Source organism: Streptomyces thermospinosisporus (assembly GCF_039526425.1).
GTDB classification, from domain to species: Bacteria; Actinomycetota; Actinomycetes; order Streptomycetales; family Streptomycetaceae; genus Streptomyces; species Streptomyces thermocarboxydovorans.
The window spans coordinates 1-13,666 of sequence record NZ_BAAAIZ010000116.1; the positions used below are offsets into that span (position 1 = coordinate 1).

Genomic DNA, 13,666 nt, shown 5'->3' on the forward strand with positions numbered 1-13,666 from the left:
CCGCGGCGAGCCGGGCGAACCCGGCCGACCCCGGCCGGCGCCGAGCCGGGCGCACCCGGGCACCGGAACCCGGCGGTCGCGGCGCCCCGGAAACCGGCGGCCCCGGATGTTCCCGCATTGTCAGTGCCGTGGTGTGCAATGGATCTCGTGCCCGCACTGGAAGAACCACTGAACCAACCGCTGAAGTCAGTGCTCGGCCCCGCCACCGCGAAGGTGATGGCCGAGCACCTCGGCCTGCACACCGTCGGCGACCTGCTCCACCACTACCCGCGCAGATACGAGGAGCGCGGGCAGCTCACGCACCTCGCCGACCTCCCCATGGACGAGCACGTCACGGTGGTCGCCCAGGTCGCCGACGCCCGCCTGCACTCCTTCGCCTCCGCCAAGGCTCCGGGCGGCCGCGGCCAGCGCCTGGAGGTCACCATCACCGACGGCAGCGGCCGCCTCCAGCTGGTCTTCTTCGGCAAGGGCGTCCACAAGCCCCACAAGGAACTCCTGCCGGGCACCCGCGCGATGTTCGCCGGCAAGGTCTCCGTCTTCAACCGACGCCTGCAACTCGCCCACCCCGCCTACGAGTTGCTGCGCGGCGACAGCGAGGAGACGGTGGAGAACTGGGCCGGCGCCCTCATCCCGATCTACCCCGGCACGGCCAAACTGGAGTCCTGGAAGATCGGCAAGGCGCTCCAGACGGTCCTGCCCAGCGCCCAGGAGGCCGCCGACCCGCTCCCCGCGTCCCTGCGCGAGGCGCGCGGACTGCTGCCGCTGCCCGAGGCGCTGCTGAAGATCCACCGCCCGCACACCAAGGCGGACATCGAGCAGGCCCGCGCCCGCCTGAAGTGGGACGAGGCCTTCGTCCTCCAGGTCGCCCTGGCCCGCCGCCGCCACGCCGACGCCCAACTCCCCGCCGTCGCCCGCAGACCCGCCCCGGACGGCCTGCTCGCCGCCTTCGACCGGCGGCTGCCCTTCACCCTCACCGAGGGCCAGCGGAAGGTCTGTGAGGAGATCTTCGCCGACCTGGCGACCGAGCACCCGATGCACCGGCTGCTCCAGGGCGAGGTCGGCAGCGGCAAGACCCTGGTCGCCCTGCGCGCCATGCTCGCCGTGGTGGACGCCGGGGGACAGGCGGCGATGCTCGCGCCCACCGAGGTGCTCGCCCAGCAGCACCACCGCTCCATCACCGAGATGATGGGCGAGCTCGCCGAGGGCGGCATGCTCGGCGGCGCGGAGAACGCCACCAAGGTGGTGCTGCTCACCGGCTCCATGGGCGCCGCCGCCCGCCGCCAGGCCCTGCTCGACCTGGCCACCGGTGAGGCGGGCATCGTCATCGGCACCCACGCCCTGATCGAGGACAAGGTCCAGTTCCACGACCTGGGCCTGGTCGTGGTGGACGAACAGCACCGCTTCGGCGTCGAGCAGCGCGACGCGCTGCGCGGCAAGGGCAAACAGCCGCCCCACCTGCTGGTGATGACGGCCACCCCCATCCCGCGCACCGTCGCCATGACCGTCTTCGGCGACCTGGAGACCTCCGTCCTCGACCAGCTCCCGGCCGGCCGCTCACCCATCGCCAGCCATGTCGTCCCGGCCGCCGACAAGCCCCACTTCCTGGCCCGCGCCTGGGAGCGCGTCCGCGAGGAGGTGGCGAGCGGCCACCAGGCGTACGTGGTCTGCCCGCGCATCGGCGACGAGGCCGACGACCCCAAGGCGAAGAAGTCCCCCGAGGACGAGGCGGAGAAGCGCCCGCCGCTCGCCGTGCTGGACGTCGCGGAACAGCTCGCCAAGGGCCCCCTCAGCGGGCTCCGGGTCGAGGTGCTGCACGGCCGTATGCCGCCCGAGGACAAGGACGCCGTGATGCGCCGCTTCGCCGCCGGCGAGACGGACGTCCTGGTCGCCACCACCGTCATCGAGGTCGGCGTCAACGTCCCCAACGCCACGGTCATGGTGATCATGGACGCGGACCGCTTCGGCGTCTCCCAGCTGCACCAGCTGCGCGGCCGCGTCGGCCGCGGCTCCGCCCCCGGCCTGTGCCTGCTGGTCACCGAGATGCCCGAGGCGAGCGCCGCCCGGCAGCGCCTGAACGCCGTCGCCTCCACGCTCGACGGCTTCGAGCTCTCCCGCATCGACCTCGAGCAGCGCCGCGAGGGCGACGTCCTCGGCCAGGCCCAGTCCGGCACCCGCTCCAGCCTGCGCATGCTCGCCGTCATCGAGGACGAGGAGATCATCGCCGAGGCCCGGCAGGAGGCCACCCGGATCGTCGCCGCGGACCCGGAGCTGGAGCGGCTGCCCGCCCTGCGCACGGCCCTCCATGCCCTCCTCGACGAGGAGCGGGAGCAGTACTTGGAAAAGGGCTGAGAAGGGCTGAGAAGGGCTGAACTGCCAGACTGGCTGAACTGCCAGACTGGACGTGTACCCACCCCCGATTCGAGGACCAGAGATGACCCGCGTGATCGCCGGCGCCGCCGGCGGACGTCGAATCGCCGTGCCCCCGGGCACCGGCACCCGCCCCACCTCCGACCGAGCGCGCGAAGGTCTCTTCTCCACCTGGCAGTCCCTGCTGGGCGGCCCTCTGGACGGCGAGCGCGTCCTCGACCTGTACGCCGGCTCCGGAGCCGTCGGCCTGGAGGCGCTCTCCCGCGGCGCCGGCCATGTGCTGCTCGTCGAGGCCGACACCCGGGCGGCCCGCGTCGTCCGCGAGAACGCGAAGAGCCTCGGCCTGCCCGGCGCCGAGGTGCGCCACGGCAAGGCCGAGCAGATCATCAAGACGCCCCCGGCCCAGCCGTACGACGTCGTCTTCCTCGACCCCCCGTACGCGGTCACGGACGACGATCTTCGCGAGATTCTGCTCACACTCCGCTCGGAGGGCTGGCTCCATAAGCAAGCGCTCGTCACCGTGGAGCGCAGCACCAGAGGCGGAGAATTCGCCTGGCCGCCAGGCTTCGACGCCATCCGGTCCCGCCGCTACGGCGAGGGAACGTTTTGGTACGGTCGCGCCGCCTCTACGTGCGAAGACGCACGATGACCGGACCGGAGAGCGAGGGAAAACAAGTGCGCCGCGCCGTATGCCCCGGGTCGTTCGACCCGATCACCAACGGACACCTCGACATCATCTCCCGCGCTTCCAGGCTGTACGACGAGGTCTACGTCGCGGTGATGATCAACAAGTCGAAGAAGGGCCTGTTCGAGATCGACGAGCGCATCGATCTCATCCGCCAGGTCACCTCCGAGTACGCCAACGTCCGCGTCGAGGCGTTCCATGGCCTGCTCGTCGACTTCTGCAAGGAGCGGGACATCCCCGCCATCGTCAAGGGCCTGCGCGCCGTCAGCGACTTCGACTACGAGCTGCAGATGGCCCAGATGAACAACGGCCTCACCGGCGTCGAGACCCTCTTCGTCCCCACCAACCCCACCTACAGCTTCCTTTCCTCCTCCCTGGTCAAGGAGGTCGCGGCCTGGGGCGGCGACGTCTCGCACCTGGTGCCGCCGGCCGTCCATGACGCACTCACCCGGCGCCTGCGCAAGGACTGACCGGCCCGCCCGGGACTACAGTTCGTCCCGTCCGTCTCCAACACAGCTGTAGAGAGTGGCGAGCACAGGTGGACGTGCAGAAGAAGCTCGACGAGATCGTCGCCGCGGTCTCCGGGGCCCGGTCGATGCCCATGTCGGCCTCGTGCGTGGTCAACCGCGCCGAACTGCTCTCGATGCTGGAGGAGGTGCGCGCGGCCCTGCCCGACTCCCTCGCCCAGGCGCGGGAGGTCATCGGCGACCGGGAGCAGATGGTCGAGCAGGCCCGCCAGGAGGCCGAGCGGATCATCCAGTCCGCGCACGCCGAGCGCAGCAAGCTGATCTCCGAGACCGAGATCGCCCGCCGCTCGCAGGCGGAAGCCGACCGGATCCTCGCCGAGGCCCGCAAGGAGGCCGAGGAGATCCGTGCCGAGGCCGACGACTACGTCGACTCCAAGCTCGCCAACTTCGAGGTCGTCCTCACCAAGACCATCGGCTCGGTCGGCCGCGGCCGCGAGAAGCTGCTGGGCACCGGCCCCGGCCTCGACGAGCAGGGCTACGAGGACGAGGACGCCCCCGAGCGCAGCCACGACCCGGAGACCCTGCGCCGCACCGCCGACGAGTACGTGGACGCCAAGCTGGGCGCCTTCGAGGCGGTCCTGGCCAAGACCCTGGAGGCGGTGGGCCGCGGCCGTCAGAAGCTGCACGGCAGGATCGCCACCGACGACCTGGGCGCCCTCGCCGGCGACTCCACGAGCGTCCAGCACTCCAGTGACGCCGACTACCTCGCCGACCTGGCCTCCGTGGCCGGGCAGCAGAGCCCGCCCGCCCAGCCCGTCCCGCAGCAGCGCCAGGACTACGCCCGGCCGCAGACCCAGCAGCAGCCGGAGCCGGCCTACGGCTACCAGCAGCAGGCGGACCCCTACGCCGGCTACCAGCAGCAGCCCTACGGCGGGCAGGACGCCTACGGCTACCAGCAGGCCGACCCGTACGCCTACCAGGGCTACGACGCCGGGCAGCAGCAGGCGTACGACCCCAACGGGCAGCAGCAGCCGTACGATCCGAACCAGGCCGCCGGCCAGAGCCACGCCCAGCAGACCGGGCACGGGCACGGCCCGCAGCAGGGCTACACCCTCGACGAGACCAGCCTCTTCGACACCAGCATGATCACCCCCGAGCAGCTGCGGGCCTACGAGCGCGAGCGGGGCCTGTAGCAGCCGGCCGGCCGGTCGTCGGGCGCATCGCGGGCCCCGGCGAGGGCCGATTGGGCCGAGAGCGGAAGGTCCAGTATCCTGGCTCTTCGGTCGCGCGTATGCCCGCGATCAACGCTGCCCCGGAACTCCGCGCGGCAGCACTCCCTCAGCTCGAAGACCGAAAGCAGGAATGGCCCTGAACGCCCGCCTCGACCACCGCAACCCTCTCGTGCTCGACACACACGAGCTGGGGCGGCGGCCTGGTGCGCTGCAGCGCCTGACCCGCACGGTCGACGCTCCCAAGGACTTCGGTATCAAGGGAGTCATCGGAGTACCGGAAGGCGCCCCGCTGGAGCTGGAGCTCCGCCTCGAGTCCGTCATGGAAGGTGTGCTCGTCACCGGCACCGCCCGTGCGAAGGCCGAGGGGGAGTGCGTAAGGTGTCTGGAGCCCGTCGAGCTGCGGCCCGACGCGGACTTCCAGGAGATGTTCTCGTACCCTGACGCCGACGACCGGGGCCGTGTGATCACGGAACCGGCCGACGACGCCGAGGACGACGAGGACAGGCTCTTTGTCGAGGACGGTCTGATCGACCTCGAGACCGTGCTGCGCGATGCGGTGGTGCTCGCACTGCCGATGCAGCCGGTGTGCCGGGAGGACTGTGCAGGTCTGTGCTCCGAGTGCGGAGTCAACCTGAACGACGACCCGGACCACCACCACGACGCCGTCGACATCCGTTGGGCGGCATTGCAGGGACTCGCCGACACCATGAAGGCCGGCGAGAAGGACGAGATGAGCGGCGCCGAACCGGGCGTCGACGAGAAGCAGGAGAAGTAGCCGTGGCTGTTCCGAAGCGGAAGATGTCGCGCAGCAACACGCGCCACCGCCGGTCGCAGTGGAAGGCTGCGGTCCCCACCCTGGTTGCGTGCGAGCGCTGCCACGAGCCCAAGCAGCAGCACATCGCGTGCCCGTCTTGCGGCACCTACAACAAGCGCCAGGTCCTCGAGGTCTGAGCGGCTGGTGAGAGGCACTGTGTCCACGCCGAAGAAGAACTCAGCGGACAACCAGGCCTCGTCCCACACGCTTCTGGAAGGGCGGCTCGGCTACCAGGTCGAGTCCGCCCTTCTGGTACGTGCGCTGACCCACCGTTCCTACGCGTACGAGAACGGCGGTCTGCCGACCAACGAGCGGCTGGAGTTCCTCGGGGACTCCGTGCTCGGTCTCGTGGTCACGGACACGCTGTACCGCACCCACCCGGACCTGCCCGAGGGTCAGCTGGCCAAGCTGCGGGCCGCGGTGGTCAACTCGCGTGCGCTGGCGGACGTGGGGCGCAGCCTCGACCTGGGTTCCTTCATCCGGCTGGGCCGCGGTGAAGAAGGCACGGGCGGCCGGGACAAGGCCTCCATCCTCGCCGACACGCTCGAAGCGGTGATCGGCGCGGTCTACCTCGACAAGGGGCTCGACGCGGCGGCGGAGCTGGTGCACCGCCTGTTCGACCCGCTGATCGAGAAGTCCTCCAACCTCGGCGCCGGCCTGGACTGGAAGACATCGCTCCAGGAGCTCACCGCGACCGAGGGGCTCGGCGTCCCCGAGTACCTGGTCACGGAGACCGGCCCCGACCACGAGAAGACCTTCACTGCTGCCGCCCGCGTCGGAGGCGTCTCGTACGGCACCGGCACCGGCCGCAGCAAGAAGGAGGCGGAGCAGCAGGCCGCCGAGTCCGCCTGGCGGTCCATCCGGGCCGCGGCGGACGAGCGCGCCAAGGCGGCGGCGGAGGCCGAGGCGGCCGTCAGGGCCGCCGAGGCCAAGGCCGCCGGGCAGCAGCAGAACGCCGACGCGCCGTCGGCCTCCGCCTGACGGGCAGCACACACCGCCCGCCGGGCAGCACACCGCACGCCTGCCCGAGCCGACCGAGCTGTCACATCCGAGCGCCCGCCCCCACGACCGGGGCGGGCGCTCGGGTCGTACACCGGCCCGCACGCAGGGGCCGGACACCACCGGAGGGGACGACACCATGCCCGAGCTGCCCGAGGTCGAGGTCGTACGGCGCGGACTCGAACGCTGGGTCGCCCACCGGACCGTCGCCGACGCCGAGGTGCTCCATCCGCGCGCCGTGCGCCGCCACCTCGCCGGTGCCGACGACTTCGCGCACCGCCTCAAGGGCCACCGCATCGGCACCCCCAGCCGCCGCGGCAAGTACCTGTGGCTGCCCCTGGAGGACACCGGCCAGGCGATCCTGGCCCACCTGGGCATGAGCGGACAGCTGCTGGTCCAGCCGCACTCCGCGCCGGACGAGAAGCACCTGCGCATCCGCATCCGCTTCACCGACGCCCGGGACACCGAGCTCCGCTTCGTCGACCAGCGCACCTTCGGCGGCCTGTCGCTGCACGACACCACGCCCGAGGGCCTGCCCGACATCATCGCGCACATCGCCCGCGACCCGCTCGACCCGCTCTTCGACGAGGAGGCCTTCCACCAGGCCCTGCGCCGCAAGCGCACCACCATCAAGCGGGCCCTGCTCGACCAGTCCCTGATCAGCGGCGTCGGCAACATCTACGCCGACGAGGCGCTGTGGCGCGCCCGCATCCACTACGACCGCCCCACGACCGGCTTCACCCGCCCGCGCACCCTGCTCCTGCTGGGCCACGTCCGGGACGTCATGAACGCTGCCCTGTCCGTCGGCGGCACCAGCTTCGACAGCCTCTACGTCAACGTCAACGGCGAGTCCGGCTACTTCGACCGCTCCCTGGACGCCTACGGCCGCGAGAACCTCCCCTGCCGCCGCTGCGGCACCCCCATCCGCCGCCGCCCCTGGATGAACCGCTCCAGTTACTACTGCCCCAAGTGCCAGCGCCCTCCACGCCTGGTGCGGGGGGTGACGGCTCGCTGACTTCTGTGAGCGGGTGTGAGCGGGTGGACGCGGGTCGGCCGTCGAGCACCCTCCGACGCCCCTGACAGCCCCCGTACGGCCCCTGGGACCCACTCGGGGCCGCGGCCTCAGCCGGCGCCTGTACGCCCTCCTGCGCCCGCTGGGACCGGTCCCAGGTCCTCTCGGCAGGGGTGTCGGTGCCGCGTGAGAGTCTCCCGGGCATGAGCTACGACCTGGCCGTCTGGGAAGGCGAAAGACCGGCGGACGACGAGACCGCCGGCCGGATCTTCGAAGACCTCTACTCCCGCTACATCGGCTCGGATACCGACCACCCGCCGACCGAACGCATCGCGGCCTACGTCGCCGGGCTCCTCGAGCGCTGGTGCGACTTGACCGAGGACGAGGACGACACCTCCCCCTGGTCGACCGGCCCCTTGATCGGTGAGGCCGGCGGCCCACTGATCTACTTCCCGATGCGCTACAGCATGGCCGAGGAAGCTTCCTCCTACGCAGCGTCCCTGGCGCAGTCCATGGGGTTGGTCTGCTTCGATCCGCAGGACGACAAGCTCAGGCCCTGAGCCAGAACGGTCTTGGAAACCGTCGTGGCAGCGATGTCACCGTCAGACCCGGACCCGGGCCGCCGTAGACCGCATCGTCCAGGACGAGGAGGCGGCGGAAGACGGTCCGGGGACGGCTCAGGGGGCTGGAGCAGGCCTTTGACCTGCGGGCGGCTCAGTAGCCGAAGTTCTGGGTCCACCAAGGCCCGCCCGGGCCGAAGTGGACGCCGACGCCAAGGGTCTTGAAGTCGCAGTTGAGGATGTTCGCCCGGTGGCCGGGGCTGTCCATCCAGGCCTGCATCACGGAGGCGGCGTCGGCCTGGCCGCGGGCTATGTTCTCGCCGCCCAGGTCGGTTATGCCGGCCCGCTCCGCACGGTCCCACGGGGTGGCGCCGTCGGGGTCGGTGTGGTCGAAGAAGCCCCGCTTGGCCATGTCCTCGCTGAACGCGGCGGCGAGGCCCGCCAGCTCCTTGCTCGGGGTGAGCGGGCGGCAGCCCGCCTTGACCCGCTCCTGGTTGACCAGTGCGAGGACCTGCGCGGCGGCCGCGTTCTCCGACGCCGAGGCGGCGCCCTTCTGCGCCCCGCGCTCGGAGTTGCCCGGCTTGTCGGGGGCCGCCGTCTCGCCGGCCGCCTCCTCCGTCTCCGGCTTCTTCTCCGGCGTCTCGGCGCGGTCCTCCTTCTCCGGCGCCTCGGGCGGCGCCGTCTCGGAGGTGGACGGGGCCGGGGCCGGGGAGGTGGAGCGCTGCCCGTCGCGGCTCGCCTGGCTGCCCGCCTCACGGCCCGGGGTCTCCAGGCTGCCGCCGGACGCACCACCCTGCTCGCTGGGGGCGTTGGTGGGCGCGCCGCCCGCCTGGACGCTGTCGCTGGGCGCGCTGTCGCCGCCGAGCTTGTAGTTCTCCAGCCCCGGCACGGCGCCCGTGGCGACCGCCACCGTGCCGAACGCGACCGCGGCGGAGACGCCGAGCAGACCGCTGCGCACGGGCGCCGGGGACTTCTTCTTGCGGCGCCGGTGGGCGCTGCCGCGCGAGGTGCCGCCGTCGGGCGAGTACCCCTCGTCTCTCAGGGGCGTGCTGCGGAAGGCGCCGCCGGTGAAGTCCCGGTTGGTGAAGCTGCTCTTGGAGCGGCCGGGCCGGGAGCGGCCGGTGTCCGACAGGCCCGTGGCCGAGATGCTGCTGGCCCAGCCCCCGTCGTCGAGGCTGCCGAGATCCAGCACCTCGGTGGCGGCGGACTGGCCGTACGCGTAGGTGTCTCCGGGGAAGCCGTGCCCGGGAAGATTGCCGGAGGCCGCGAGGCCGGCCCACGGGTAGGCGTCACCTGTGTAGCCGCCCGTCGGCAGGCTGTTGCCGGTGCCGAGGCCGGTGCCGGTGCCGAGGCCGGTGCCGGTGCCGAGGCCGGCGTCCGGGTAGCCGTCGGCTGCGGGGAAGCCGTGCCCCGCGAGGCCGGCGCTGCGGAATCCGTCCGCCGCGGGGGCGTCGCCGGTGAAGGCGCCCTGCCTGAGGCCGGTGTGAGGGGCGAAGTCGGGCGGGAAGTCCTCGCCGGTCAGGACGGCCGTGGCGGCTTCGCCCCCGGCGCCCTGGGATCCGTCGTCCGTGGCGAAGAGATAGGCGTCGCTCTTCGCGTACGTCTCGGCGTACGCCTCCGGGTTCAGGTACGGCGCGATGCCCATCGTGGGCGCCGACTCGTCCGGCAGGGCGGTCAGCGGGTCGTAGCCGCCGTCCGGCATGCCGTCGTGATGAGTGACCCCCGTGGCGCGGCCCGTGGCGGCGCGGCCGGCGTCGGAGCGTCGGTGGCGTCCCATGTTCTGGCCTTCCTCGTCCTTGTGGTCGCTCGTCCTCGCGATCGACACAAAACTCACACGATCGAGTGAGTTTCATATGAGATTCATTGGGTCGGGACGGTACCGCATGACGCGAGGGGACGGAGTGCCCGGTGTGACATTGTCCGGTTAGGTTGCAGACATGAGCGAGGATGTGCGACTGGTTGCCTGGGTGCGCGGCCACGTCCAAGGAGTGGGTTTCCGCTGGTACACGCGCGCCAAGGCACTGGAGATCGGCGCCCTGAGGGGTTTCGCCCTCAACCTGGGGGACGGGCGCGTCCAAGTGGTCGCCGAGGGCTCCCGTGATCGCTGTGAGCGCCTCCTCGCCTGGCTCCAGACCGGCGACACGCCCGGGCGCGTGGAGGGAGTCACAGAGATCTGGGACACACCTCGCGGCGGCTACGACGGCTTCGCCATCCGCTGATCCCGCGGGCCCGAAGGGGGTCCGGTGAGGGCCGCGGGACCTTCACGCCGGCTCCGCACCGCGGAAAAGTCCTGGTGACCGCCGAGGAGGGCTTGCCCCGGGCGGCTCCGGCCGCCAAGATGATCGCCACGCCCCGAGGACCCGCAGGAGTCGCGGCGCCGCCGATCACGGCCGTGCGCACCCGGTTGTCCGCCAATACGGGGCGTGATCGTGTTGACCGTCAAACTTTTTGGTGAGACGCTGAAAGCCCCGCGCACCTTAGCTGTTTGGCATGGCTGAACGGCAGCACAACTCCAGGCCTGTCAAGCAACCGCGGGTGCGAATCCCTCACGACCCACACCGCATCGGTCGGTCACTCATTGTGGAGGACCATCCATCATGGCAAAGGCGCTTCTCGGTTACGTCGGCGGCTCCGACCCTCGACTCCTCGCCGAGATGCGACGGCTCCAGCAGCGCGTCCAGGACCTGGAATCCGAGCTCGTACGCATCCAGGCCGAGAACGACGCACTGACGGCTGCCGCTTCTCACGACAGGATCGTGGAGAGCGTTGACGCGAACCAGGCGGAGCCTGCGCTCACCTGATCACCGCACCGCTTCACATCGGCACAGTGATCGGGTCGCCCGTCACAACCGCCACGCTGTTCAGAAGTGCAAGGGACGCCCCGGCGTCCCTTCTTTCTTGCCTCCCGAGCCCTCGGTAGCCCCCGCCGCCCGCACCCGCGACCTGGTTGTCCCGCGCATCCTTTCACCCTCTTCAACGTCTGGTCTGCCCTGGACGTTCACCGGTGAAACCGCGCGTTCATGGAGTGAGACTTCGGCGCCGGGTAGAGTCCGGCGGCGTGCACCTCAAGGCCCTGACCCTCCGCGGCTTCAAGTCGTTCGCCTCGGCGACCACGCTCCGGTTCGAGCCGGGCATCACGTGCGTCGTCGGACCGAACGGCTCGGGCAAGTCCAACGTCGTGGACGCGCTCAGCTGGGTGATGGGCGAGCAGGGCGCCAAGTCGCTGCGCGGCGGCAAGATGGAGGACGTCATCTTCGCCGGCACCACCGGCCGCCCCCCGCTGGGCCGGGCCGAGGTGTCCCTCACCATCGACAACTCCGACGGCGCGCTGCCCATCGACTACTCCGAGGTCACCATCACGCGGATCATGTTCCGCAACGGCGGCAGCGAGTACCAGATCAACGGCGACACCTGCCGGCTCCTTGACATCCAGGAGCTGCTCTCCGACTCCGGCATCGGCCGCGAGATGCACGTCATCGTCGGCCAGGGCCAGCTCGACTCCGTGCTGCACGCCGACCCGATGGGCCGCCGCGCCTTCATCGAGGAGGCGGCCGGCGTCCTCAAGCACCGCAAGCGCAAGGAGAAGGCGCTGCGCAAGCTGGACGCGATGCAGGCCAACCTGGCGCGCGTCCAGGACCTCACCGACGAGCTGCGCCGCCAGCTCAAGCCGCTCGGCCGCCAGGCCGCCGTCGCCCGCAAGGCCGCCGTCATCCAGGCCGACCTGCGCGACGCCCGCCTGCGCCTGCTCGCCGACGACCTGGTACGGCTGCGCGAGGCGCTCAAGGCGGAGATCGCCGACGAGGCGGCCCTGAAGGAGCGCAAGGAAGCCACCGAGCAGGAGCTGAAGAAGGCGCTGCGGCGCGAGGCCCTGCTGGAGGACGAGGTGCGCCGCCTCACCCCGCGGCTGCAGAACGCCCAGCAGACCTGGTACGAGCTGTCCCGGCTCGCCGAACGCGTGCGCGGCACGATCTCGCTGGCCGACGCCCGGGTCAAGAGCGCCACCTCCGCACCCCCCGAGGAGCGGCGCGGCCGTGATCCGGAGGAGCTGGAGCGCGAGGCCGCCCGCATCCGCGAGCAGGAGGCCGAGCTGGAGGCGGCCCTCGAGGCGGCCGAACGCGCCCTGGAGGACACGGTCGCCCACCGCGCCGAACTGGAGCGCGAGCTCGCCCAGGAGGAGCGGCGTCTGAAGGACGCCGCCCGGGCCATCGCCGACCGCCGCGAGGGTCTCGCCCGGCTCAAGGGCCAGGTCGGCGCCGCCCGTTCCCGTGCCGCGGCGGCCCAGGCCGAGATCGAACGCCTGGCCGCCGCCCGCGACGAGGCCCAGGAGCGGGCCGTCGCCGCCCAGGAGGAGTACGAGGCGCTCAAGGCCGAGGTCGACGGCCTCGACGCGGGCGACGCGGAACTCGCCGAGCAGCACGAGGCGGCCAAGCAGCGCCTCGCCGAGGCCGAGGCGGCCCTGACCGCGGCCCGGGAGGCGCTCGGCGACGCCGAACGCCGGCGCGCCGCCACCCAGGCCCGCCACGAGGCGCTGGCCATGGGGCTGCGCCGCAAGGACGGCACCGGGGCGCTGCTGCAGGCGAAGGACCGCCTCACCGGCCTGCTGGGCCCCGCCGCGGAACTGCTGACCGTCACCCCGGGCTACGAGGTCCCGCTGGCCGCCGCCTTCGGTGCGGCGGCGGACGCTCTGGCGGTCACCTCGCCGTCGGCGGCGGCCGACGCCATCCGCCTGCTGCGCAAGCAGGACGGCGGCCGCGCGGCCTTGCTCGTCGCGAAGGAGCCCTCGGAGACCCACCCGGCGGGGGCGGATCACGGCACAACGGCCCCCGAGGGGCTCCCCGCCACCGCCCGGCCGGCCGCGCGCCTGGTCAGCGGCCCCGCCGACCTGATGCCCGCCGTCCACCGCCTGCTGCGGGACATCGTCGTGGTCGGCACCCTCGAGGACGCCGAGGACCTGGTCTACCGCCACCCGCACCTCACCGCCGTCACCGCCGAGGGCGACCTGCTGGGCGCCCACTTCGCCCAGGGCGGCTCCGCCGGCGCCCCCAGCCTGCTGGAGGTGCAGGCCTCCGTGGACGAGGCCGCCGCCGAGCTGGAGAAGCTGGCCGTCAGGTGCGAGGAGCTCGCGCGGGAGCAGCAGGCGGCGGCCGAGCGGCGGGCGGAGGCGGCCGCCGAGGTCGAGGAGCTCGGCGAACGCCGCCGTGCCGCCGACCGGGAGAAGTCGGCCGTGGCGCAGCAGCTCGGCCGTCTCGCCGGCCAGGCCCGTGGCGCAGCGGGCGAGGCGGAACGCTCCGCCGCAGCGGCCGCCCGCGCCCAGGAGGCCCTGGACAAGGCCCTGGCCGAGGTCGAGGAGCTCGCCGAACGCCTCGCCGTCGCCGAGGAGATGCCGATCGAGGAGGAGCCCGACACCTCCCGGCGCGACCGGCTCGCGGCGGACGGGGCCAACGCCCGGCAGACCGAGATGGAGGCCCGCCTCCAGCTGCGCACCCACGAGGAGCGCGTCAAGGCGCTCGCCGGGCGCGCCGACTCCCTC

13 protein-coding genes are annotated in these 13,666 nt (G+C 72.1%); 12 read left to right on the plus strand and 1 reads right to left on the minus strand.

Annotation, left to right across the window (positions count from 1 at the left end):
* Positions 1 to 138: 138 nt before the first annotated feature.
* The 9 genes from recG (at position 139) to ABD207_RS29100 (ending at position 8,136) form a co-directional block, all read left to right on the plus strand.
* Positions 139 to 2,349, plus strand: a complete 2,211-nt coding sequence (gene recG, locus ABD207_RS29060) for an ATP-dependent DNA helicase RecG (protein WP_344016214.1) — start codon at positions 139 to 141, stop codon at positions 2,347 to 2,349.
* 82 nt (positions 2,350 to 2,431) lie between these two features.
* A complete protein-coding gene (gene rsmD, locus ABD207_RS29065; RefSeq protein WP_344016215.1) occupies positions 2,432 to 3,016 on the plus strand; it encodes a 16S rRNA (guanine(966)-N(2))-methyltransferase RsmD in 585 nt (194 codons plus the stop codon).
* 26 nt (positions 3,017 to 3,042) lie between these two features.
* On the plus strand, positions 3,043 to 3,522 hold the full coding sequence (gene coaD / locus ABD207_RS29070) for a pantetheine-phosphate adenylyltransferase (RefSeq protein WP_344016216.1): 480 nt from the start codon (positions 3,043 to 3,045) through the stop codon (positions 3,520 to 3,522).
* Positions 3,523 to 3,590: 68 nt separating this feature from the next.
* Complete coding sequence (locus ABD207_RS29075; protein WP_344016217.1) at positions 3,591 to 4,712, plus strand: cell division initiation protein; 1,122 nt, start codon at positions 3,591 to 3,593, stop codon at positions 4,710 to 4,712.
* 169 nt (positions 4,713 to 4,881) lie between these two features.
* Entirely contained in the window at positions 4,882 to 5,526 is a 645-nt protein-coding gene (locus ABD207_RS29080) for a YceD family protein (protein ID WP_344016218.1), read from the plus strand.
* Between the two features lie 2 nt (positions 5,527 to 5,528).
* Positions 5,529 to 5,702 (plus strand): 50S ribosomal protein L32, encoded by a 174-nt coding sequence (gene rpmF / locus ABD207_RS29085; protein ID WP_003951102.1) that lies wholly within the window; start codon positions 5,529 to 5,531, stop codon positions 5,700 to 5,702.
* A gap of 19 nt (positions 5,703 to 5,721) precedes the next feature.
* A complete protein-coding gene (gene rnc, locus ABD207_RS29090; protein WP_344016302.1) occupies positions 5,722 to 6,546 on the plus strand; it encodes a ribonuclease III in 825 nt (274 codons plus the stop codon).
* Between the two features lie 157 nt (positions 6,547 to 6,703).
* The gene (mutM, locus tag ABD207_RS29095) at positions 6,704 to 7,579 is read left to right on the plus strand and encodes a bifunctional DNA-formamidopyrimidine glycosylase/DNA-(apurinic or apyrimidinic site) lyase (RefSeq protein ID WP_344016220.1); all 876 of its coding nucleotides are present in this window, start codon (positions 6,704 to 6,706) and stop codon (positions 7,577 to 7,579) included.
* A 200-nt stretch (positions 7,580 to 7,779) separates the two neighbouring features.
* Positions 7,780 to 8,136, plus strand: a complete 357-nt coding sequence (locus ABD207_RS29100; RefSeq protein WP_344016221.1) for a hypothetical protein — start codon at positions 7,780 to 7,782, stop codon at positions 8,134 to 8,136.
* A gap of 154 nt (positions 8,137 to 8,290) precedes the next feature.
* Here ABD207_RS29100 and ABD207_RS29105 read toward each other — a convergent pair whose 3' ends face one another.
* A complete protein-coding gene (locus tag ABD207_RS29105; RefSeq protein ID WP_425580864.1) occupies positions 8,291 to 9,451 on the minus strand; it encodes a CAP domain-containing protein in 1,161 nt (386 codons plus the stop codon).
* A gap of 622 nt (positions 9,452 to 10,073) precedes the next feature.
* On the opposite strand from ABD207_RS29105, the gene ABD207_RS29110 reads away from it, so the two are divergent.
* The 3 genes from ABD207_RS29110 to smc all read left to right on the plus strand — a co-directional run.
* A complete protein-coding gene (locus ABD207_RS29110; RefSeq protein WP_344016223.1) occupies positions 10,074 to 10,355 on the plus strand; it encodes an acylphosphatase in 282 nt (93 codons plus the stop codon).
* A gap of 378 nt (positions 10,356 to 10,733) precedes the next feature.
* On the plus strand, positions 10,734 to 10,937 hold the full coding sequence (locus ABD207_RS29115) for a hypothetical protein (protein ID WP_167997757.1): 204 nt from the start codon (positions 10,734 to 10,736) through the stop codon (positions 10,935 to 10,937).
* 257 nt (positions 10,938 to 11,194) lie between these two features.
* A partial coding sequence (gene smc / locus ABD207_RS29120) for a chromosome segregation protein SMC (protein ID WP_344016224.1) occupies positions 11,195 to 13,666 on the plus strand: 2,472 nt, incomplete at its 3' end.

Excerpts from the sequence above, each read along its gene's own strand:
- recG (WP_344016214.1), top strand. The coding sequence starts at position 139 with ATGGATCTCGTGCCCGCACTGGAAGAACCACTGAACCAACCGCTGAAG.
- rsmD (WP_344016215.1), top strand. The coding sequence starts at position 2,432 with ATGACCCGCGTGATCGCCGGCGCCGCCGGCGGACGTCGAATCGCCGTG.
- ABD207_RS29080 (WP_344016218.1), top strand. The coding sequence starts at position 4,882 with ATGGCCCTGAACGCCCGCCTCGACCACCGCAACCCTCTCGTGCTCGAC.
- mutM (WP_344016220.1), top strand. The coding sequence starts at position 6,704 with ATGCCCGAGCTGCCCGAGGTCGAGGTCGTACGGCGCGGACTCGAACGC.
- ABD207_RS29100 (WP_344016221.1), top strand. The coding sequence starts at position 7,780 with ATGAGCTACGACCTGGCCGTCTGGGAAGGCGAAAGACCGGCGGACGAC.
- ABD207_RS29110 (WP_344016223.1), top strand. The coding sequence starts at position 10,074 with ATGAGCGAGGATGTGCGACTGGTTGCCTGGGTGCGCGGCCACGTCCAA.
- ABD207_RS29115 (WP_167997757.1), top strand. The coding sequence starts at position 10,734 with ATGGCAAAGGCGCTTCTCGGTTACGTCGGCGGCTCCGACCCTCGACTC.